Origin of the sequence: Streptomyces sp. NPDC006655 (assembly GCF_040703965.1) — a bacterium.
GTDB lineage: Bacteria > Actinomycetota > Actinomycetes > Streptomycetales > Streptomycetaceae > Streptomyces.
Genome location: NZ_JBEYJU010000057.1, coordinates 23396 through 44953, shown reverse-complemented (window position 1 = coordinate 44953; position 21558 = coordinate 23396). Strand labels below are relative to the sequence as shown.

At 71.8% G+C, this 21558-nt stretch carries 19 protein-coding genes; 15 read left to right on the top strand and 4 right to left on the bottom strand.

Annotated elements, in window-relative coordinates; translation table 11 throughout:
• Positions 1-22 precede the first annotated feature (22 nt).
• Positions 23-820 (bottom strand): IclR family transcriptional regulator, encoded by a 798-nt coding sequence (locus AB0958_RS28640; protein ID WP_366893368.1) that lies wholly within the window; start codon positions 818-820, stop codon positions 23-25.
• Between the two features lie 150 nt (positions 821-970).
• On the opposite strand from AB0958_RS28640, the gene betA reads away from it, so the two are divergent.
• From betA to AB0958_RS28610, 6 genes are all read left to right on the top strand, one after another.
• Positions 971-2644, top strand: a complete 1674-nt coding sequence (gene betA, locus AB0958_RS28635) for a choline dehydrogenase (protein WP_366893367.1) — start codon at positions 971-973, stop codon at positions 2642-2644.
• 165 nt (positions 2645-2809) lie between these two features.
• On the top strand, positions 2810-4279 hold the full coding sequence (locus AB0958_RS28630) for an aldehyde dehydrogenase family protein (protein WP_366893366.1): 1470 nt from the start codon (positions 2810-2812) through the stop codon (positions 4277-4279).
• A 19-nt stretch (positions 4280-4298) separates the two neighbouring features.
• Complete coding sequence (locus AB0958_RS28625) at positions 4299-5390, top strand: glycine betaine/L-proline ABC transporter ATP-binding protein (protein WP_366893365.1); 1092 nt, start codon at positions 4299-4301, stop codon at positions 5388-5390.
• On the top strand, positions 5390-7366 hold the full coding sequence (locus AB0958_RS28620) for an ABC transporter permease subunit (protein WP_366893364.1): 1977 nt from the start codon (positions 5390-5392) through the stop codon (positions 7364-7366). Before AB0958_RS28625 ends, AB0958_RS28620 begins: the two co-directional genes overlap by 1 nt.
• A gap of 13 nt (positions 7367-7379) precedes the next feature.
• A complete protein-coding gene (locus AB0958_RS28615; protein WP_366893363.1) occupies positions 7380-8345 on the top strand; it encodes an ABC transporter substrate-binding protein in 966 nt (321 codons plus the stop codon).
• A gap of 232 nt (positions 8346-8577) precedes the next feature.
• Entirely contained in the window at positions 8578-11043 is a 2466-nt protein-coding gene (locus tag AB0958_RS28610) for an FAD-dependent oxidoreductase (protein WP_366893362.1), read from the top strand.
• 47 nt (positions 11044-11090) lie between these two features.
• Here AB0958_RS28610 and AB0958_RS28605 read toward each other — a convergent pair whose 3' ends face one another.
• The gene (locus AB0958_RS28605) at positions 11091-12131 is read right to left on the bottom strand and encodes an acyl-CoA dehydrogenase family protein (protein WP_366893361.1); all 1041 of its coding nucleotides are present in this window, start codon (positions 12129-12131) and stop codon (positions 11091-11093) included.
• Here AB0958_RS28605 and AB0958_RS28600 point away from each other — a divergent pair.
• The 5 genes from AB0958_RS28600 (at position 12114) to AB0958_RS28580 (ending at position 15304) form a co-directional block, all read left to right on the top strand.
• Complete coding sequence (locus AB0958_RS28600; RefSeq protein WP_366893360.1) at positions 12114-12305, top strand: hypothetical protein; 192 nt, start codon at positions 12114-12116, stop codon at positions 12303-12305. The genes AB0958_RS28605 and AB0958_RS28600 overlap by 18 nt on opposite strands.
• Positions 12306-12396: 91 nt before the next feature.
• Complete coding sequence (locus AB0958_RS28595) at positions 12397-12780, top strand: BlaI/MecI/CopY family transcriptional regulator (protein ID WP_366893359.1); 384 nt, start codon at positions 12397-12399, stop codon at positions 12778-12780.
• Positions 12777-13709 (top strand): M56 family metallopeptidase, encoded by a 933-nt coding sequence (locus tag AB0958_RS28590; protein WP_366893358.1) that lies wholly within the window; start codon positions 12777-12779, stop codon positions 13707-13709. Before AB0958_RS28595 ends, AB0958_RS28590 begins: the two co-directional genes overlap by 4 nt.
• Before the next feature lie 94 nt (positions 13710-13803).
• On the top strand, positions 13804-14196 hold the full coding sequence (locus AB0958_RS28585) for a VOC family protein (RefSeq protein ID WP_366893357.1): 393 nt from the start codon (positions 13804-13806) through the stop codon (positions 14194-14196).
• Between the two features lie 37 nt (positions 14197-14233).
• A complete protein-coding gene (locus tag AB0958_RS28580; RefSeq protein ID WP_366893356.1) occupies positions 14234-15304 on the top strand; it encodes an adenosine deaminase in 1071 nt (356 codons plus the stop codon).
• Here the strand turns inward: AB0958_RS28580 and AB0958_RS28575 are convergent.
• Positions 15286-15801, bottom strand: a complete 516-nt coding sequence (locus AB0958_RS28575; RefSeq protein WP_366893355.1) for a DUF664 domain-containing protein — start codon at positions 15799-15801, stop codon at positions 15286-15288. The two genes, AB0958_RS28580 and AB0958_RS28575, sit on opposite strands and share 19 nt — an antisense overlap.
• 45 nt (positions 15802-15846) lie before the next feature.
• Positions 15847-16725 (bottom strand): LysR substrate-binding domain-containing protein, encoded by an 879-nt coding sequence (locus AB0958_RS28570; protein ID WP_366893354.1) that lies wholly within the window; start codon positions 16723-16725, stop codon positions 15847-15849.
• A 110-nt stretch (positions 16726-16835) separates the two neighbouring features.
• On the opposite strand from AB0958_RS28570, the gene mgrA reads away from it, so the two are divergent.
• The 4 genes from mgrA to AB0958_RS28550 all read left to right on the top strand — a co-directional run bounded on the left by mgrA (position 16836) and on the right by AB0958_RS28550 (position 21525).
• Positions 16836-17828, top strand: coding sequence for an L-glyceraldehyde 3-phosphate reductase (gene mgrA / locus AB0958_RS28565; protein ID WP_366893353.1), 993 nt, complete (start codon positions 16836-16838; stop codon positions 17826-17828).
• 327 nt (positions 17829-18155) lie between these two features.
• A complete protein-coding gene (locus tag AB0958_RS28560) occupies positions 18156-18566 on the top strand; it encodes a hypothetical protein (RefSeq protein ID WP_132894060.1) in 411 nt (136 codons plus the stop codon).
• Between the two features lie 68 nt (positions 18567-18634).
• Positions 18635-20971: an FHA domain-containing protein gene (locus tag AB0958_RS28555; RefSeq protein ID WP_366893352.1), complete on the top strand. Its 2337-nt coding sequence runs from the start codon at positions 18635-18637 to the stop codon at positions 20969-20971.
• A gap of 8 nt (positions 20972-20979) precedes the next feature.
• Positions 20980-21525 (top strand): hypothetical protein, encoded by a 546-nt coding sequence (locus AB0958_RS28550; RefSeq protein WP_366893351.1) that lies wholly within the window; start codon positions 20980-20982, stop codon positions 21523-21525.
• Positions 21526-21558: the final 33 nt, after the last annotated feature.

Here is a 21558-nt window from a genome sequence, read left to right as displayed (position 1 = left end):
GCGGCGGTCGTCCCGCGGGCGTTCAGCCCAGGTACCCCATGCGGTGGCTGATCTCCTCCGCGCCCTTGACCAGCACCGGAGCCAGCTCGTGCATCCGCTCCTCGGTGAACCGGTAGGACGGCCCGGAGGCGCTGATGGACGCGATGACCCGGCCTTCACGGTCCCGGATCGGTGCGGCCATGGCGTGCAGCCCGATCTCCAGCTCCTCCAGCGTCCAGGCGTAACCGCGTTCCCGGGCGTCGGCGAGGTTCTTCTCCAGCTTCGCCTTCGAGGAGATGGTGTGCGGGGTCACCTTCTTCAGTCCGGCGTCCGAGACCAGCGCGGCCCGCTCCTTGGCGGGCAGGTGGGCCAGCATGATCTTGCCGCTGGAGGTGGCGTGCAGCGGGGTGAGCTGACCGACCCAGTTGTGCGCGCTGACCGCGGCCGTACCGCGCACCTGGTACAGGTTGATCGCGTAGTGCTCCTGCATCACCGCGAGGTTGACCGTCTCGCCGATCTCCTCGGCCAGCCGCTCACACACCTGCCGGCCCTGCTGGGTGACGTCGATACGGCCCGTGACGGCCCCCGCCAGGCGTACGATGCCGAAGCCGAGCGCGTACTTGCCGCGCTCGCCCGCCTGCTCCACCAGGCCGCGCGCCTCCAGGGCGCCGAGCAGACGGAACGCGGTCGACTTGTGAACATCGATCTCGGCGGCCACCTCGCTCACGCCCGCCTCGCCACGCTGAGCCAGGATCTCCAGGACGCTGATGGCGCGGTCCACGGACTGCACGCCGCCAGAAGATGAGCCGTTCGTTTCGGTATCCGGACTGTAGTTGCTCATGGCGAAACTATACGCGCAGTAAACAACACGCTCCAAGTAACGCGATGTGAACAAAGATCTTACAAGTTGCGTTGTTCGCAACCTAGTGCGTATAGCGCTACCCGTACTAGCATGCCGCGCACATCGACGGCGCGAGCGAGACGAGGCACCATGGCTCCCTTGCAGTACGACTTCGTCATCGTCGGCGGCGGCTCGGCCGGCAGCGCGCTGGCCAACCGGCTCTCGGCCGACCCCGGCAACCGGGTGCTCGTCCTCGAGGCGGGCCGCCCCGACTACCCGTGGGACGTGTTCATCCACATGCCCGCCGCGCTGACCTACCCCATCGGCAGTCGCTTCTACGACTGGAAGTACGAGTCCGAGCCCGAGCCCCACATGGGCGGCCGCCGGATCTACCACGCCCGCGGCAAGGTGCTGGGCGGCTCCAGCAGCATCAACGGCATGATCTTCCAGCGCGGCAACCCCATGGACTACGAGCGCTGGGCCGCCGACCCCGGCATGGAGACCTGGGACTACGCCCACTGCCTGCCGTACTTCCGCCGGATGGAGAACTGCCTGGCCGCCGACCCGGACGACGAGTTCCGCGGCCACGACGGCCCCCTGGTGCTGGAGCGCGGTCCGGCCACCAACCCGCTCTTCACCGCCTTCCTCGAGGCGACCGAGGAGGCGGGGTACGCGCCCACCGACGATGTCAACGGCTACCGGCAGGAGGGCTTCGCCAAGTTCGACCGCAACGTCCACCGCGGCCGGCGCCTGTCGGCGTCCAAGGCGTACCTCAAGCCCGCCAGGAAGCGCCCCAACCTCACCGTGAAAACACGCGCCCTGGTCACCCGCGTCCTCTTCGAGGGCAAGAAGGCCGTCGGCGTCGAGTACCGGCGCGGCAGGGGCGCCCTCCAGCAGGTCCACGCCAAGGAGGTGGTCCTGTGCGGCGGCGCGATCAACTCCCCGCAGCTGCTCCAGCTCTCCGGCATCGGCGACGCGCGGGAGCTGCGCGCCCTCGGCATCGACGTCGTGCACGACCTGCCGGGCGTCGGCGAGAACCTCCAGGACCACCTGGAGGTGTACATCCAGTACGCCTGCAAGCAGCCCGTCTCCGTCCAGCCGTACCTGGCGAAGTGGCGCGCCCCCCTCATCGGCCTGCAGTGGCTCTTCCGCAAGGGGCCGGCCGCGACCAACCACTTCGAGGCCGGCGGCTTCTGCCGCAGCAACGACGACGTGGACTACCCCAACCTGATGTTCCACTTCCTGCCCATCGCGGTCCGCTACGACGGCTCGGTGCCGGCCGGCGGCCACGGCTACCAGGTCCATGTCGGACCCATGTACTCCGACGCCCGCGGCTCGGTGAAGATCAGGAGCAGGGACCCGCGCGAACACCCGGCCCTGCGCTTCAACTACCTCTCCACGGAGCAGGACCGCCGCGAGTGGGTCGAGGCGGTCCGGGTCGCCCGCCACCTCCTCGACCAGCCCGCCCTCGCCCCCTACAACGACGGCGAGATCTCACCCGGCCCGTCCGTGGCGACCGACGAGGAGATCCTCGCCTGGGTCGCCGAGGACGGCGAGACTGCGCTGCATCCGTCCTGCACCTGCAAGATGGGCACCGACGAGATGTCCGTCGTCGACCCGACGAGCATGCGGGTGCACGGCGTGGACGGACTGCGGGTGGTGGACGCCTCGGTGATGCCGTACGTCACCAACGGCAACATCTACGCCCCGGTGATGATGATCGCCGAGAAGGCGGCCGACCTGATCCTCGGCAAGGAGCCGCTCGCGCCGTCGAAGGCCGCGTACTACCGGCTTCGCGACGCCCAGAAGCAGCAGGCCGGGTAGCCGCCGGGCGCCGCCGTGCGGCCGTGCGGCGGCGCGCTCTTTCCGCGGCCGAATCGGGATACGCGGACCCCTTGACGTTCGTCAGCCTGTTCGGCCAGGGTGTTCCACCACAAGCAATCCAATGCGCAATACGCAACGCGAAGTTCGGGCTCGAAGGGCGCGGCCGTGGCAGATCTGTACGTGGACGGTGAATGGCGCGACGCGGTGGCCGGCGGCCTCCGGGAGATCCGCTGCCCGGCGGACGGCACTCTCGTCGCCACGGTCTCGGAGGCCACCCGCACCGACACCGAGGCCGCGATCACCGCCGCCCGGCGCGCGTTCGACGAGGGACCCTGGCCGCGCACCGCCGAGCGGGACCGCGGCGCCCTGCTGCTGCGCGCCGCGGGCATCATCGAGCGCGACGCGAAGGAGTTCGCCCGCGCCGAGTCCCTGGACACCGGCAAGCGCCTGGTGGAGAGCGAGTACGACATCGCCGACGTCGTCTCCTGCTTCCGCTACTACGGCGGCATCGCCGGGACGGACGCGGGCCGGGTGGTCGACACCGGCCGGGACGACGCGCTCAGCCGGGTCACCTACGAACCCGTCGGCGTCTGCGCACTGATCACCCCTTGGAACTACCCGCTGTTGCAGGCCTCCTGGAAGGTCGCCCCGGCCCTGCTCGCGGGCAACACGGTCGTCCTCAAGCCGAGCGAGCTCACCCCCTCCACCTCGATCCTGCTGATGAAGGCACTGGCGGAGGCGGGCCTGCCGGCCGGCGCCGCCAATCTCGTCCTGGGCGCCGGGCCCGAGGCCGGCGCACCCCTGGCCGAACACCCCGGCGTCGACATGGTGTCCTTCACCGGCGGACTGGACACCGGCCGGCACCTCATGGCCACCGCCGCCGCCACCGTGAAGAAGGTCGCCCTCGAACTCGGCGGCAAGAACCCCAACGTGGTCTTCGCCGACGCCGACTTCGACACCGCCGTGGACTTCGCGCTCACCGCCGTCTTCCTGCACTCCGGGCAGGTCTGCTCGGCCGGCGCCCGGCTGGTCGTTGAGGACTCGATCCACGACGTCTTCGTCGACGAGGTCGTGCGCAGGGCCCGGCTGATCCGCCTCGGCGGCCCCTTCGATCCCGAGGCCGAGACCGGGGCGCTGATCTCCGCGCAGCACCGCGAGAAGGTCGAGGCGTACGTGGCCGCCGGTCTCGCCGAGGGCGCCGTACTGCGCTGCGGGGGTGCCCGGCCCGACGACCCCGCGCTCGCGGGCGGCCACTACTACCCGCCCACCGTCCTCGACGAGTGCCGGCAGGACATGCGGGTGGTGCACGAGGAGTCCTTCGGGCCGGTGCTCACGGTCGAGCGCTTCCGCGACGAGGACGACGCCGTCCGCATCGCCAACGACACGGAGTACGGCCTCGCCGGAGCCGTCTGGACCCAGGACGCGGGCAAGGCCCAGCGGGTCGCCCGGCGACTGCGCCACGGCACCGTGTGGATCAACGACTACCACCCCTACGTGCCGCAGGCGGAATGGGGTGGGTTCGGGCATTCGGGCGTGGGCCGTGAGCTGGGACCGACCGGCCTGGACGAGTACCGGGAGCCCAAGCACGTCTGGCAGAACATCCAACCCCGGCCGCAGCACTGGTTCCGCGGCTGACGCCGAAAAGAGGCCGATCATGACCCCAGCCCAGACCGAGGTGTCGCAGCGGCGCGGCACGTCCCAGGACCCCCGGGATCGTACCCCGGTCATCTCCGTGCGCCGGCTGTGGAAGGTGTTCGGTCCGAAGGCCGACGAGGTACCGGGCTCCGAGGAGTTGTGCGGCCTCACCCGTCGCGAACTCATGGACCGCACCGGCTGCACCGCCGCCGTCCGGGACGTGAACTTCGAGGTGTCGAACGGCGAGGTCTTCGTCGTGATGGGCCTGTCCGGGTCCGGCAAGTCCACCCTCGTGCGATGTCTGACCCGGCTGATCGAACCCACCGCGGGCGAGGTCGTCTTCGAGGGCGAGGACATCCGGGGCGCCGACGCCCGGCGCCTGCGCGAGCTGCGGCGCAGCAAGTTCTCCATGGTCTTCCAGCACTTCGGCCTGCTGCCGCACCGCAAGGTCGTGGACAACGTGGCCTTCGGCCTGGAGATCCGGGGCATGGGCAGGGCAGAACGGATGAAGCGGGCCCTGGAGACGGTCGAACTCGTGGGCCTGGCGGGTTATGAGAACTCCTACCCCGATCAGCTCTCCGGCGGTATGCAGCAGCGCGTCGGCCTCGCCCGCGCCCTGGCCGGCGACCCGGACGTGCTCTTCTTCGACGAGCCGTTCTCCGCGCTCGACCCGCTCATCCGCCGTGACATGCAGAGCGAGGTCATCCGCCTGCACCACGAGGTCGGCAAGACCATGGTGTTCATCACCCACGACCTCGCCGAGGCCCTCAAGCTGGGCGACCGCATCCTGATCATGCGGGACGGCAAGATGGTCCAGTGCGGCACCGGTGACGAACTGGTGGGTGCACCGGCCGACGACTACGTGCGGGACTTCGTGAAGGACGTGCCGCGCGGTGACGTCCTCACCCTGCGCTGGATCATGCGGCCCGCCGAGCCCGGCGACGCGCTGGACGGCCCCGAGCTGGGACCGGACGTCGTGGTGCGCGAGGCCACCCGGGCGGTGCTCGCCGCCGAGAAACCGGTCAAGGTCGTCGAGCACGGCAAGCTGCTCGGCATCGTCGGCGACGAGGAGATCCTGTCCGTCGTCGCCGGACAGGACGGCGGCGCCTGATGGCCGCCGTCGCCGACGCGACCGCACCGGTCGCCCCGATGCGGCGGAAGGCCGGCCGCCCCCTGGTGGTGGCGGCGATCCTCGTGGTGTGGCTGCTGCTCTTCGCCGTGTTCCGCGGCCGGGGGACCCTGACCCTGGCCGCCGCGGACCTCACCGGTCTGCACCGCTGGCTCAACGACGTCAACGACAGCATCGGCGCCAACCGCAACTCCAGCCCGGTCTTCCTCTACTTCTTCAACGAGATCCGCCTGGTCATCGACAACCTGGTCACCTTCGTCCAGTCCCTGATCTCCCAGCCCACCGGCTCCCGTCCGGTCCCGCAGGTCGGCTGGCTCGGGGTGGTCGGACTCGTCGGTTACGTCTCCTGGGCCGTCGGGAACTGGCGGGTCGCGCTGCTGGCCGTGGCCGGGTTCACCTTCTTCGGGCTGCAGGGCCTGTGGCAGGAGAGCATGGACACCCTGGCGCTGACCCTGTCCGCGGTGCTCGTCGCCCTGCTCATCGGCATCCCGCTGGGCGTCTGGGCCGGGCTCTCCGACCGGTTCAACCGGGTCATGACGCCGTTCCTGGACTTCATGCAGACGATGCCGACCTTCGTCTACCTCGCCCCGCTGACCCTGATCTTCCTCATCGGCGGGGCGTCCGCCGTGATCACCACCGTGATCTACGCGGCACCGCCCGCCATCCGCATCACCGCACACGCCATCCGGTCCGTCCCCGAGACCACCGTCGAGGCGGCCGACTCGCTCGGCACCACCCGCACCCAGCAACTGGTGAAGGTGCTGCTGCCGATGTCGAAGCGCACCGTGGTGATGGGCGTCAACCAGACCATCATGGCCGCCCTGGCCATGGTGACCATCGCGGCCCTGATCGACGCGCCCGGCCTCGGCAAGACCGTCGTCCAGGCCCTGCAGTCACTCGACGTCGGCACCGCCTTCAACGCCGGGCTCGCCATCGTCGTCATGGCGATCGTGCTGGACCGGGTCACCACGGCCGCCGCCGCGCGTACCGAGGCCCGGCGCACCGGAGGCGACCGCTTCCTCAGGTGGCGCCGCCCGCTGCTGGGGGCGGGCGGGATCGCGGCCCTCGTCCTGGTCTACCTCTCCCACACATACGTCTGGGCGGCCGAGTTCCCCGGTGACGGCACCGTGGGCAGCCACATCGCGAGCGCCGCCGACACCACGACCGGCTGGCTCCAGGACCATGTCTCCGGCCTGACCAACGCGCTGCGCGACACCCTCACCAACGGTCTGCTCAACCCGTTCCAGACGCTGCTCACCGACTCCCCGTGGTGGCTGGTCGGTGCCGTCCTCGTCGCACTGGGGGCGCTGCTCGGCGGCCGGTGGGCGGCGGTGACGGCCGCGGTGTGCGTGGGGCTGCTGGTCGGCACGGGGCTGTGGTCGGACAGCATGACCACCCTCGCCTCGACCGCCGTGGCCACCGCCTTGGTGATGCTGCTCGGCGCGGTCTTCGGCGTGTGGATGGGACGCAGCGAACTGGTCGACCGGCTGATCCGGCCCACCCTGGACGCCGCCCAGGTCATGCCGCCGTTCGTCTACCTGGTGCCGTTCCTGGCGCTCTTCGGCGCCACCCGCTTCACGGCGATCGTCGCGGCCGTCGTCTACGCGGCACCCGTCGCCATCAAGATCATCGCGGACGGCGTGCGGAACGTCCCGGAGTCCACGGTGGAGGCGGCCACCTCGGCCGGGTGCAGCACCTGGCAGATCATCACCAAGGTCCAGCTGCCGATGGCACGCGGCGCCCTGACCCTCGCGACCAACCAGGGCCTCATCTACGTGCTGTCGATGGTTGTGGTGGGCGGCCTGGTGGGGGCGGGCGCCCTCGGCTACGACGTCGTGGCCGGTTTCTCGCAGGGTGAGCTGTACGGCAAGGGGCTGGCGGCAGGGCTCGCCATCGTACTGCTCGGAGTCATGTTCGACCGGATCACTCAGGCTGCGGCACGACGCACCCGGGCATAAGGAGCACTACACCATGGCACAACACTGGCGAGCCGGCGCGGCCGGCCTGGCCGTCCTCGGACTCACCCTCACGGCCTGCGGCGGCGCGAAGGTCGGCGACAGCGGCTCGGCCGGCTCGACGTCCTCGGGCGGCAAGTGCGGCACCTTCAACCTCGCCGTCAACCCCTGGGTCGGCTACGAGGCGGACGCGGCGGTCGTCGCCTACGTCGCGCGGCACGACCTCGGCTGCACCGTCAACAAGAAGGACCTCAAGGAGGAGATCGCCTGGCAGGGCTTCGGGACCGGTGAGGTCGACGCGGTCCTGGAGAACTGGGGCCACGACGACCTGAAGAAGAAGTACATCACCGGGCAGAAGACGGCCGTGGAGGCCGGCTCCACCGGCAACAAGGGCATCATCGGCTGGTACGTCCCGCCGTGGCTGGCCAAGGCGCACCCCGACATCACCGACTGGAAGAACCTGAACAAGTACGCCGCGAACTTCAAGACGTCGGAGTCGGGCGGCAAGGGCCAGCTCCTCGACGGCGACCCGTCGTACGTGACCAACGACGCCGCCCTGGTGACGAATCTGAAGCTGGACTTCAAGGTGGTGTACGCGGGCAGCGAGACCGCGCTCATCCAGGCCTACCGCACGGCCGAGAAGAACAAGCAGTGGCTGATCGGCTACTTCTACGAACCGCAGTGGTTCCTGTCCGAGGTGCCGCTGGTGAAGGTGAACCTGCCGAAGTACACGACGGGTTGCGACGCCGACGCGGCGAAGGTCGCCTGCGACTACCCCGTCTACGACCTGGACAAGATCGTCAGCGCCGGCTTCGCCAAGTCGGGCAGCCCTGCCTACAAGCTCGTGAAGAACTTCCACTGGACCAACGAAGACCAGAACACCGTGGCCAAGTACATCGCCGTGGACAAGCTGTCGGACGACGCGGCGGCGAAGAAGTGGGTCGACGCCAACCCCGACAAGGTCAAGGCCTGGCTGAAGTAGCCCCGGTCGCGAAGGAGCTGGTCCCGAGACGCCCGGCGGGCGGTGCGCGGCTGTGCGCGCCGCCCGCCGGGCGTTCCCTTTTCCGGCCGGCACCGGGGCCGTGGCCGGGGCCGTCGCCGGGCGTCACCGCCCCCTTGACACCCCTCCTCGGCGACGGGCACATTGAGTTGCGCAGCCTGAATCATGTTGCGTAAAGAGCAACTGCACCGGTCTCAAGTTCGGAGGTTGGGCGATGGCGGGACCCCGAGTGGTCATCATCGGAGCGGGCGTCGTGGGGGCGGCCCTCGCGGACGAGATCTCCGCACGCGGCTGGACCGAGGTGACCGTGGTCGACCAGGGCCCCCTGCCGGCGACCGGGGGTTCCTCCTCGCACGCCCCGGGCCTGGTCTTCCAGACGAACCCCTCGAAGACCATGACGGAACTGGCGCGCTACACCGTCGAGAAGTTCTGCTCTCTCGACGTCGACGGCGAGCCCTGCTTCCTCCAGGTCGGCGGCCTCGAAGTGGCCACCACCCCCGAGCGCCTCGCCGAACTCCACCGCCGGCACGGCTGGATCACCGCCTGGGGCATCGAGGCCCGCCTGCTCGACCCGGACGAGTGCGTGGCACGGCACCCGCTCGTCGACCGCGACCGGGTCCTCGGCGGCCTCCTCGTCCCCACCGACGGCCTCGCCAAGGCCGTCCTCGCCGTCGAGGCCCAGATCCGCCGGGCCGCCGGACGCGGGGTGCGCTTCCTGGCCCACCACGAGGTCCTCGACGTCCGGCAGAGCGACGGCGCCGTCACCGCCGTGGTGACCGACCGGGGCGAGCTCCCCGCCGACGTCGTCGTCTGCTGCGCCGGCATCTGGGGCCCCCGGATCGCCCGCATGGTCGGCATGAACCTGCCGCTCACGCCGCTCGCCCACCAGCTCGCCTGGACCGGCCCGGTCCCCGCCCTCGCCGGCCAGACCGAGGAGGCCGTCCGCCCCATCCTGCGCCACCAGGACGCCGACCTCTACTACCGCGACCGCTTCGACCGCATCGGCATCGGCTTCTACGGCCACCGCCCCATGCCCATCTCCGCCGACGACATCCGCCCCGTCGACGAGGCCGGACCGATGCCCTCGGTCCTGAAGTTCACCGAGGACGACTTCGAGGACGCCTGGACCGAGACGCAGTCCCTCCTGCCCGCCACCCGCGAGGCCAAGGTCGAGGAGGGCATCAACGGCCTGTTCTCCTTCACCACCGACGGCTACCCCCTGCTCGGCGAGTCCCCGGACGTCAAGGGCTTCTGGGTCGCCGAGGCCGTCTGGGTCACCCACTCCGCGGGCGTCGGACGCGCGGTCGCCGAATGGCTGGTCGACGGCCACTGCTCCTCGTTCGACCTGCACGAGTGCGACGTCAACCGCTTCGAGCCGCACCAACTGGCCCCCGAGTACGTCCTGGCCCGCGACTGCCAGAACTTCGCCGAGGTGTACGACATCCTCCACCCCCTCCAGCCGAGCGGGAAGCCGCGCCCGATCCGCACCAGCCCCTTCCACGCCCGCCAGCAGGAACACGGCGCGTTCTTCCTGGAGGCGAACGGCTGGGAGCGCCCCCAGTGGTACGAGGCCAATGCGCCGCTCCTCGACGGCCGCGAGATCCCCACCCCGAACGACTGGGCCGCCCGCTACTGGTCACCGATCGTCGGCGCCGAGGCCCAGGTCACCCGCGAGACCGTCGCGATGTACGACATGACGGCCCTCAAACGCCTGGAGGTCACCGGTCCGGGCGCCGCCGACTTCCTGGAGGGCCTGGTCACCGGCAAGGTCGCCAAGTCCGTCGGCTCGGTCACGTACACCCTGCTGCTCGACCACGACGGCGGCATCCGCAGCGACATCACCGTGGCCCGCCTCGGCCGCGACCTCTTCCAGGTGGGCGCCAACGGCAACCTCGACCTCGACTGGTTCACCCGCCACCTCCCCGGCTGGGGGCACCTCCCAGCGGTAGCTGGGGGAGGCCGGGTCCAGGTCCGCGACATCACCCCCGGCACCTGCTGCATCGGCCTGTGGGGCCCGCTCGCCCGCGAGGTCCTCCAGCCCCTCACCGACGAGGACTTCTCGGGCGACGGCCTCAAGTACTTCCGCGCCAAGCGCGCCTACATCGGCTCGGTGCCGGTCACCGCGATGCGCCTGTCGTACGTCGGCGAACTCGGCTGGGAGCTGTACACCACCGCCGACCAGGGACGGAAACTCTGGGACACCCTGTGGGCCGCCGCCCAGCCGCTCGGCGGGATCATCGCCGGGCGCGGCGCCTTCAACAGCCTCCGCCTGGAGAAGGGTTACCGCTCCTTCGGCACCGACATGACCTTCGAGCACGACCCCTACGAGGCCGGCGTCGGTTTCGCCGTCCGGCTCGACAAGGGCGACTTCGTCGGCAAGGCCGCGCTGGAGCGGCGCGCGGCGGACGTACGGCGGCGGCTGACCTGCCTCACCGTCGACGACCCGCGGGCCGTGGTCATGGGCAAGGAACCGGTGTACGACGGGGATCGCGCCGTCGGCTACGTGACCAGCGCCGCCTACGGCTACACGGTCGGCAAGGGGATCGCCTACGCGTGGCTGCCGGCGGAGCTGGCGGTACCCGGGACGGCGGTGCGGATCGGCTACTTCGACCAGCGCGTGGCGGCGGTGGTGGCCGAGGAGCCGTTGTTCGACCCGGCGATGTCCCGGCTCCGGGGCTGAGGGAGGAACCGCACGCAGGCGCGGGCGGACGACCGCGGTGCCGGAGGTCAGCCGGGTTGCTCCGCCAGCTTCCCCAGGTGGGCCGCGCGCGACTCTGCCGTCTGGCCCTGGACCAGCAGGAACAGCGCCTCCCGCGCCAGCCGTTGGGCGCGGCTGTCCAGGGCCGTCGCCCGGCCGCCGCCCGCCACCACGGCCGCCGCCGTCGCCGCGCGCATCAGCGTGAACGCCTCCGCCCGCAGGGCGAGACGTTCGCCGGTGTGCTCCCGCGGCACCGGATGGTCGGCGAGCGCGTAGGCCCGGCGGCGAACCTCGTCGAGGCGGACCCGCAAGGGAGCGGCGTACGCGTCCTCGACCAGCGCGAGGGCCGCCCGAGTGATCCCGAAGACCGCCGGGTTGGCGTTGCGGGTCTTCGGGCGGTCCGCCGCCGCCCAGTCCCCGTACGGCGTCCGCAGCGCCACCGCCTCCTCCGGCACCCACAGGCCGTCCAGCTCCAGGGACACCGTCCGGGCCGCGGTGAGCGCCGCCAGCCGCATCGGCTCCGACGCCCGCAGCCCCGGCTGCTCCCGCGCCTCGACGAACGCGAACAACGCCTCGTCGTCCTCGGTCACGCCGGCGAGCAGCAGCACGTCGTTCAGGCCCCAGCCGGTGTACCAGGGCACGGTGCCGTGGAAGCGCCGGCCGCCCGCCTCCGCCCGGACCCGCACCGGGACCCGCGGGTACGAGCGAAGGTGCGCGTACGCCACCCCGGACAGCAGCTCACCGCGCGCCAGCGGACCCAACAGCCGCTCCCGCACCGGAAGTCGGGACGTGACCAGGGTCTGCACCGGCGTGTGGTGCTGCGTCTGCACGAACCAGGTCGAGCAGCACGCCCCGGCCAGGATCTCGGCCGTCTCGCGTACGACCGCCGCGGGCGCCGCCGCGCCGCCGTAGGCCACCGGCGCGCCCACTCCGAGCAGCCCCGAGCGCTTGATCGCCTCGATGTGGCCGAGGGGGACACCCTCCTGGTCGACCCGCTCGGCGGCGGGCGCCAGGAGGCCGTCGGCGAGTTCGCGGGCGCGGGCGACGAGCGGATGCACGGCAACGGTCATGACCAGCATTCTTCCGCTTCCGCGCTCGCCGCTCCCGGCACCGGCAACCCGGACCGCCTGGCCGAGAACGTCGCGGCGGGCGCCGTCCGGCTCACCGACGAGGAGCCGGCCCGCATGGACGCCCTGCACACCCGGCCCGTGACGACGGCCCCCCGCGACGAATCGTGGGCGTGACCGGGCCCGGCTGACTACACTGGCGTAGACGATCTGCCGGACCGAGGACGAAGAGCCGGACCGAGCACGAAGAAGGGGTGAGGAGCCTTCCATGGCCGACGGGAAGGACGAACGCCGGCCCGCCGGCGAACTCGAGGCGAGCGTCATGGCGGCCCTGTGGGCGGCCGGTGCCCCCCAGACCCCCGGCGAGGTGCAGCGCAGCCTCGGCACGGACCTGGCCCGCACCACCGTGACGACCATCCTCACCCGGCTGCACGACAAGGGCGTGGTCGACCGGCACCGCCGGGGCCGCGGCTACGCCTACGTCCCCGTCCAGGACGCCCAGGGTCTCACCGCGCGACGGATGCACAGCGAACTCGACCGCGACGGCGACCGCAAGACCGTGCTCGCCCGCTTCGTCGCCCAGCTCAGCCCCGACGACGAGCGCGTCCTGCGCACGCTCCTCGAAGCCGACGAGCAGTCCGGTGCGACGTGATCGGCCTGCTGATCCTCCCCCTGCTGGTGCCGTTCGCCCTGCCGGCGCTGTCCCGGCGGGCCCTCGAAAGGCTGGCGCCCGCCGCAGCGCTGTGGGCGGTCGCCGTCTCGGCCGTCGCCGCCGCGGGCTGCGCGCTCGCCGCGCTCGGCGCATTCGTCCTCACCGGGCTGCTCAGACTGCCGTTCTTCGCCTCGCTGGGCGAGCTGATCCGGCCGCTGCACACCGCCTCCGACCGCTTCGTCCTGCCGCTGGCCGCGCTGTCGGTCGGCGGTCTCGCCGTCTCCGCCTGGACCCTCGTGCGGTCGGCGCTCCGGCAGACGCGTGCCTTCCGCGCGGCCCGCACCGAGGCGGGGGCGGGACCGGCCGCGGGTGACCTGTGCGTGGTGGACTCGCCGTGTCCCGACGCGTACGCGCTGCCCGGCCGGCCGCACCGGATCGTCGTCACCACGGGGATGCTGCGCACCCTCGACGGGGGCGAGCGGGAGGCGCTGTTCGCGCACGAGCGGGCGCACAACGCGGGCGGGCACCACTACTTCCTCGCCGCGGCCGAGTTCGCCGCGCACTGTCACCCCGCGCTGCGCCGGGTCCGGGACGTCATCCGGCTGGCCGTGGAGCGGGTGGCCGACGAGGCCGCGGCCCGTGCGGTGGGGGACCGGCGGCTGACGGCGCGCGCGATCGCCCGGGCCGCGCTGGCGGGGCAGGGCGAGGGCGGCGTCGAGCGGCCGGCGTTCGTCCCCGGGGCCGCCTCGGGGCCGGTGCCGCGCCGGGTGCACGCGCTGCTGGCGGCGCCGCGCCGGGAGCGCCGGGCCGGGGCATGGATCGCGCTGCTTCTGGCGGCCAGTGCCGGCCTGTCGTGCGTGGCGTCGGTGACCGGGATGGCCGACTTCCACCATCGCGTCGAGGTCGCGCAGGGAGAAGCGGGCAAGTAGTCCGTCGGGAAGCGGGCCCGCAGAGGCGGCGGCTGGCGTCCCTGACGTTTTACGTATAACCTCTCCCGCTAACCGCCCCACCCGAAAGGCCCCCATGCGACGCGTCGCCCTGGTCACCCTCGTCGTCGGCGACTACGACGAGGCGATCAGCTTCTACACCGAGGCCCTGGGATTCCGGCTCGTCGAGGACGCGCCCCGCCCGGACGGCTCCCGCTGGGTCGTCGTCGAACCCGGTGCGGAGGGCGGGGGCACCGGACTGCTGCTCGCCCGCGCCAAGGGCGACGGCCAGCGGGCCCGGGTCGGCGACCAGACCGGCGGGCGCGTCGGGTTCTTCCTGCACACCGACGACTTCGCCCGCGACCACGCCCGGATGGCCGCCGCCGGTGTGACCTTCCTGGAGCAGCCGCGGCACGAGCCGTACGGCACCGTCGCCGTCTTCCAGGACCTCTACGGAAACCGCTGGGACCTGCTCCAGCCCGCTGCCTGACCGATCACTTCGAACCACCTGCCGAGGACAGCCCACCATGACCGCTACGCGCGTAGACGCAGATGTGATCCGCCGCCTCCCGAAGGCCGTCCTGCACGACCACCTCGACGGCGGCCTGCGCCCCGCCACCCTCGTCGAGCTCGCCGCCGAGGTCGGCCACACCCTGCCCACCACCGACCCGGACGAGCTGGCGGCCTGGTACGTCGAGGCCGCCGACTCCGGTGACCTGGTCCGCTACATAGCCACCTTCGAGCACACCCTCGCCGTGCTGCAGACCCGAGAGGGGCTGCGGCGCGTCGCCGAGGAGTACGTCCTCGACCTCGCCGCCGACGGCGTCGTGTACGGCGAGGTGCGCTACGCCCCCGAGCTGAACGTCCGGGGCGGTCTCGCGATGGGCGAGGTGGTGGCGGCCGTGCAGGAGGGGCTCGCCGCGGGCATGGCCAAGGCGGCCGCCGCCGGCACGCCGGTGCGCGTCGGCACCCTGCTCTGCGGCATGCGGATGTTCGACCGGGTCCGGGAGGCGGCCGAGCTGGCCGTCGCCTACCGGGACGCCGGTGTCGTCGGCTTCGACATCGCCGGTGCCGAGGACGGCTTCCCGGCCGCCGACCACCTGGATGCCTTCGAACTGCTGCGCGACGAGAGCGTGCCGTTCACCATCCACGCCGGTGAGGCCTTCGGACTGCCCAGCATCCACCAGGCGGTCCAGGCCTGCGGTGCCCAGCGCATCGGGCACGGGGTGCGGATCACCGAGGACATCGTGGACGGCAAGCTCGGCCGCCTCGCGAGCTGGGTGCGCGACCGCCGGATCGCCCTGGAGATGTGCCCCACCTCCAACCTCCAGACCGGCTGCGCCACCTCCATCGCCGAGCACCCGATCAGCGCGCTGAAGGAGCTGGGCTTCCGGGTCACCCTCAACACCGACAACCGGCTGGTCTCGGGGACGACGATGACCCGCGAGATGACCCTGCTGGTCGAGCAGGCCGGCTGGACCGTCGAGGACCTGCGCGCGGTCACCCTGAACGCCGTGAAGAGCGCGTTCATCCCGTTCGACGAGCGCAGGGCCCTCATCGAGGACGTCGTGCTGCCGGGTTACGCCTCCGCGCTCTGAAGCAGTCCCCGCAGGTAGGCGGCCTGCCCGACGTGCTGAAGGTCGTCGGCCAGGACGCTCACCAGCCGGACGCCCAGCGTGACCGGCGGATCCCAGCGCTCGTCCACGACGCGTTCGAGATCCTTCGCGGCAAGCCCGCGCAGGGCCCCGAGGGTCTGCTCGTGCACCGCGTCGTAGTAGCCGGTCAGCAGGTCGCCGGAGTCCACGGTGACCTTCGCGACCTGCGCGGCGGTGTGGCCGTAGCCGTGGTCCCGGACCGGCAGGTCGAGGCCGAAGCGCTTCGCCCAGCCCTGGGCCGGCCACACCTGCTCCAGTCCGAAGGCGTCGGCCACATGGTCGTCCTGCACCCGCGTGAGGTGCCAGACCAGCCAGGTGACGGAGTTGGCGCCGGCGGCCGGGCGCCTGTTGAGCAGGTCGGGATCGAGGCCGTCGAGGGCGGCATGGACTTCTTCCTGGATGCGGCCGAAGCCGTCGATGAGGATGTCCCTTGCATGCATACGACCACGATCGCGCATCGCCGGTCGTCGTGCGTCCGGAATCGGTCAACCGGTTTCGAGGAGGGTGATCAGGGCCCGGGCCGCCGGACTGGTGGCGGTCCGCGGCGGCAGCAGGGCGACCGTCTCGTACGCCGTCTCGTCCGTGTCCTTGAGCGCGAGCGCGGTGAGCGCCGGCCGCTTGTGCCGGAAGTGGCGGGGTACGACGGCGATACCGAGGTTCTCGTCGACCAGGTCGAGCAGGCTGTGCACGTCGTTGACCTCCAGGGCGACCGTGCGCCGCACGCCCGCCGCGGCGAAGGCGGCGTCGGTGGTGCGGCGCGGGCCCCAGTCGGGGTGGAAGTCGACGAACACCTCCCCGTCGAGGTCCTGAGGGGCCACCGCGACGCCCGCGGTGGCCAGCCGGTGGCTGGGATGGCACAGCACGGTCATCGGCTCGCCGGTGAGGGACACCGAGCGCAACTGGTCGGTGTCGTCCTGGGTGCGGTAGGCGAAGGCCAGGTCGAGCCGGCCGGCCGCCACCTCCTCGGTCAGCGCGCCGGAGCCCGCCTGCCGCAGCCGGATCTCGACGTCCGGGTGCCGGCGCCGGAACGCGGCGAGCAGCCCCGCCACGTGCACGCCGGCGATGCACTGCTCGGTGCCCAGTGCCAGCGTCCCGCGCAGCACGCCCTGGACGGCCGCCACCGCCTCGCGCGCGGACCGCACCTGGGCGAGGACGCGCTCCGCCTCGCCCAGCAGCGCACGTCCCGCCTCCGTCAGGGTCACCCGGCGGGTCGTCCGCACGAAGAGCGGCGCCCGCAGTTCCCGCTCCAGGGCCCGGATGGACGCGGACAGTCCCGACTGCGACACCATCAGCCGCTCCGCGGCCCGGGTGAAGTGCTGGTCCTCGGCGACCGCGACGAAGTGCTGGAGGTGGCGCAGTTCCATGATTGAGAAGCCTAACCGCACAATTCCATCGGATTCTTCTGTTGGACCACTGCCCGCGGCTCGGGAAAGAGTGGGATCGGTAGATCGTGTGCCAACCCCCTGGAGTCGCGTTGTACACCCCGCACCCCGACCGCTACGCCGACATGCCGTACCGCCGCAGCGGCCGCAGCGGCCTCAAGCTTCCCGCGCTGTCGCTCGGCCTGTGGCACAACTTCGGGCCCGACCGGCCCGTGACGACCCAGCGCGCCATCCTGCGCCGTGCCTTCGACCTCGGTGTCACCCACTTCGACCTGGCCAACAACTACGGTCCGCCGCCCGGCGCCGCCGAGGCGGCCTTCGGCGAGGCGCTCCGGGCGGACTTCGCCGGGTACCGCGACGAGCTGGTCATCTCCACCAAGGCCGGCTACCTGATGTGGCCGGGACCGTACGGCGAGTGGGGTTCGCGCAAGTACCTGCTCTCCTCGCTGGACCAGTCGCTGACCCGGATGGGCCTGGACTACGTCGACATCTTCTACTCGCACCGCCCGGACCCGGAGACTCCCCTGGAGGAGACGATGGGCGCGCTGCACTCGGCGGTCCAGCAGGGCAAGGCGCTGTACGTCGGCATCTCCAACTACTCGGCGGAGCAGACCCGGGAGGCCGCCCGGATCCTCGGCGAGCTCGGCACCCCGCTCCTCATCCACCAGCCGCGCTACTCGATGCTCGACCGGCGCCCGGAGACCGAGGGCGTCCTCGACGCGCTCGACGAGCTCCAGGTCGGCTCCATCGTCTTCTCCCCGCTGGAGCAGGGGCTGCTCACCGGCCGCTACCTGGACGGCATCCCGGAGGGCTCCCGGGCCGCGAGCGACAGCCCGTTCCTGAACTCGGACGCGGTCACCGAGGACCTGGTGGGCCGGCTGCGCGCCCTCGACGAGCTCGCCAAGGGCCGCGGCCAGACCCTGGCCCAGCTCGCCCTGTCCTGGGTGCTGCGCGGCGGCCGGGTCACCTCGGCGCTGATCGGTGCGAGCAGCCCGCGGCAGGTCGAGGACTGCGTCGGAGCCATCGGCAACCTCGACTTCGACACGGAGGAACTGGCCCGGATCGACGCGATCGTCAACCGGTGACGGACGTGGCCGCCGGCCGGTGAGAAGTCGCCGAGGGGGACGCGCCCGCGTCGCCCTCGGCTTTCGGGCGCGGACACGTCAGAACCGGCCACGCAGGCGGAACCTTTCCCCTCCAGGGCCGCCATCCTTCAGGTCTCGCAGGCGACGTGGTACAGCACGTGCATTTCGGCCAATTCGCAGGGCGAATATGCCAAGAGACTGGCCAAAAAGGCATGGTGACAGTGTTTCGAAAGTGAACATACTCGAATCTCAGGAGCACTTCACCGCACAGGAGCCGCACGGAACCGGCCCGCGACGGCACACCGGGCGAGCTACGGGGGAGTGATCGTGCACGACGAATTCCTGTGCCATGTCACGGCATACGGCGTCTGCGGCGGGCAGCGCATCGGCGTTCCCCTCGGCACCTACCGTGCGCCGACCCTGGCCCTGGCGCTGTGGTGGTTACGGGACCGGGCCTCCTGGATCGCGGAGCGGCTGGATCCGTTACCCGAGAACCCCCGGTACCCGCACGGTTCGCTGGTCCCGGTCGCCGGGACCGTCCCCGACGTGCCCGGCCTGCTCCGGGCCTGGTGCGCCGACGTCGTCCGGCAGGAACTCGTCGCCGACGAACTGGCCGACGGCCGGCTGGTGCGGATCGCCGTCCAGGACGAGACCACCGAGTACGAACTGCTCGCCGAATCCGTCGACGCCCTCCGTATGCAGCGCACCATCCCCGCACTCGTCGTCCCCGTCGCCTGACGCCCGAAAGCCCCCGCCCGGCGGCCACGAGCGGGCGTGCACGGGGCCGGATCGGTAGAATTCTGGCCATGGCGGAGTGGCCGGTCGCCTCGACCGCGCCCGAACTCGTGCTGGAGACCGACGCGGGCTCCACGGTGATGAGCCCGAGCCGTGACTACCACGTCGGGCGCGACCCGTTGAGCGACATCTGCATCGACGACACCCGGGTCTCCTGGCACCACGCGGTGCTGCGACCCGCGGACGGCCACTGGACGCTGGCGGACGAGAACAGCACGAACGGCACCTACGCCGACGGCCGCCGCATCCGGGAATGGGAGGTCGGCCCCGGCACGGTCATCGGCTTCGGCAGCCCCGCCGACGGCCCGGGCGGCGTCCTCGTCGGCCGCGCCCCGCCCGCACCGGACCGCCCCTTCGCCGTCTCGATGCCCAGCCGTACCGGCACCTTCCGGCAGCCCTCCTCGGTACGGCCGCTGCGCGCCCGCACCGTCCGAATCGGCCGCGCCCCCGACAACGACGTCGTCGTGGACGACCTCGTCGTCTCCCGCCACCACGCCGAACTGCGCGCCCACCCGGACGGCAGCTACGAGATCGTCGATCTCGACAGCCACAACGGCACCTACCTCAACGGCCGCTCGGTCACCCGCGCGCCGCTCGGCCCCCGCGACGTCGTCGGCGTCGGCCACTCGGCCTTCTGCCTGGTCGACGGTCAGCTCCAGGAGTACGTCGACACCGGCGAGGTCTCCCTGGACGTCCAGGAACTCACCGTCGCCGTCGACCGCGGCCGCAAGGTCCTGCTGGACCACGTCTCCTTCCCGGTGGGGGAGAAGTGCCTGCTCGCCGTGGTCGGACCCAGCGGCGCCGGCAAGTCCACCCTGCTCGGCGCCCTCACCGGCCAGCGCCCCGCCGAACACGGCACCGTCCTCTACGACGGCCGCGACCTCTACCGCGACTACGCCGAGCTGCGCCAGCGCATCGGCCTGGTCCCGCAGGACGACATCCTGCACGTCCAGCTGACCGTGCGCGGTGCCCTCGGCTACGCCGCCGAACTGCGGTTCCCCGAGGACACCGCGAAGACCGAGCGCCGGCGCCGGGTCGACGAGGTCATCCGGGAACTCGGCCTCGAACAGCGCGCCGACCAGCCCGTGCACAGCCTCTCCGGCGGGCAGCGCAAGCGGGTCAGCGTAGCCCTGGAACTGCTCACGAAACCGTCCCTGCTCTTCCTCGACGAACCGACCTCCGGACTCGACCCCGGCATGGACCGCTCGGTGATGAACACGCTGCGCGGCCTCGCCGACGACGGCCGTACCGTCATCGTGGTCACCCACAGCGTGCTCAGCCTCGACGTCTGCGACCGGCTGCTGGTCCTCGCGCCGGGCGGCCGGACCGCCTACTTCGGGCCGCCGGGCGAGGCCCTTGGCTTCTTCGCGTTCGACGAGTGGCCCGAGGCCTTCGAGGCCTTCGAACACGACACCGGCCGGGACTGGGCGCAGGAGTACCGCGCCTCGTCGTACCACCGCAAGTACATCGTGAACTCCAGCGCCCAGCCGGTGGTGCCGCGCACCGGGCCGACGGTCACGGCCCCGCCGCCCCGGCCGCGCAGCTGGAGCGCCCAGTTCTCCACCCTGGTGCGGCGGTACACGGCCGCGCTCCTCGCCGACCGGACCTTCCTCGCCATCATGATCGGGCTGCCGTTCGTGATGGGCGCGATGGCCCGGGCCGTCGCCGGGAACAGGCTCACCTTCGACACCGCCACCAACGCGCTGCTCACCCTGTGCGTGGGCGGAGTGCTGACCGGCGCCGCCAACGCGGTGCGCGAGCTGGTCAAGGAGCGGGTCATCTACCAGCGGGAGAGAGCCGTCGGCCTGCCCAGGTCCGCGTACGTGATGTCGAAGGTCGTCGTCCTCGGCACGATCACCGTGCTCCAGGCGATCGTGCTCACCCAGGTGGGCCTGGCCGGCGTCGACCTGAACGCGCCCGGCGACGGCGTGCTGATGCCGCCCCTGCTGGAGCTCACCGTCGCCGTGGCGGTGCTCTCCTTCACGGCGATGATGCTCGGCCTGCTGGTCTCCGCCCTGGTCCGCAAGGAGGAGGTGACGATGCCGCTGCTGGTGCTGCTCACCGTCGTCCAGGTGGTCTTCTGCGGCACCCTGCTGAGACTCCACGGTGTGCCCGGCCTCGAACAGCTGGCCTGGCTGGTGCCCTCGCGGTGGGCGCTGGGCGCCATGGCCGGCACCGTCGAACTGCACCGCATCATGCCGGGCACCCTCACCGCCGATCCGTACTTCCGGCACTCGGCGCACGTCTGGCTGCGCAACATGGTCATGCTGCTGGTGCTGTCGGCCGTCTTCGGCTGGGTGCTGTCCCGGCTGCTGCGCCGGCACGAACCCGCCGTGATGCGGAAGTAGGCGACGCGATGACCACCGCTCCGGCGTTCCGGCCCACCCACGTGGTGCCGGCCGACGGCATGGCCGCCTGGGAGGCCCCCGACCCGGGCCGGCCGACCGTCCCCCTCGACCCGCTGCTACCGGTCCGGCTCGTGGAACGGCGCGGCGACTGGGCCCACATCAGCTGTGCCAACGGCTGGGCCGCCTGGGTCGACGGCCGCTACCTGGTCGCCGTGCCCCAGGACCCGCCGCTGCCCGGCGGCCCGCCCGACGCGGCCGCCGATCCGCGCCCCCTGCTGGACCGCGCGGCACGGGCCCTCGCCGACTACCGTGCCGCCGTCGAGGCGCTGGCCGACGGCCTCGACGGGGAGTCGTTCCGCGGCCGCACCCAGGGGGTGCGCATCGGGGTGGTGGTCGACGGCGAGTCCATGTGGCTGTACGACCCGGGGGAGGGGCGCTGGCTGTACGGCGACGGACGGCGGCTCGCCACGTACGTCACCGACCGGTCCGTGCCGGGCGAGGCCGTCCCACGGCACGACGCGACCCGGGTGGTCCGCCGCGACGGCGACCGCTGACCGCGGCCGACCCGCCTCAGGGCGGCCTCGGAG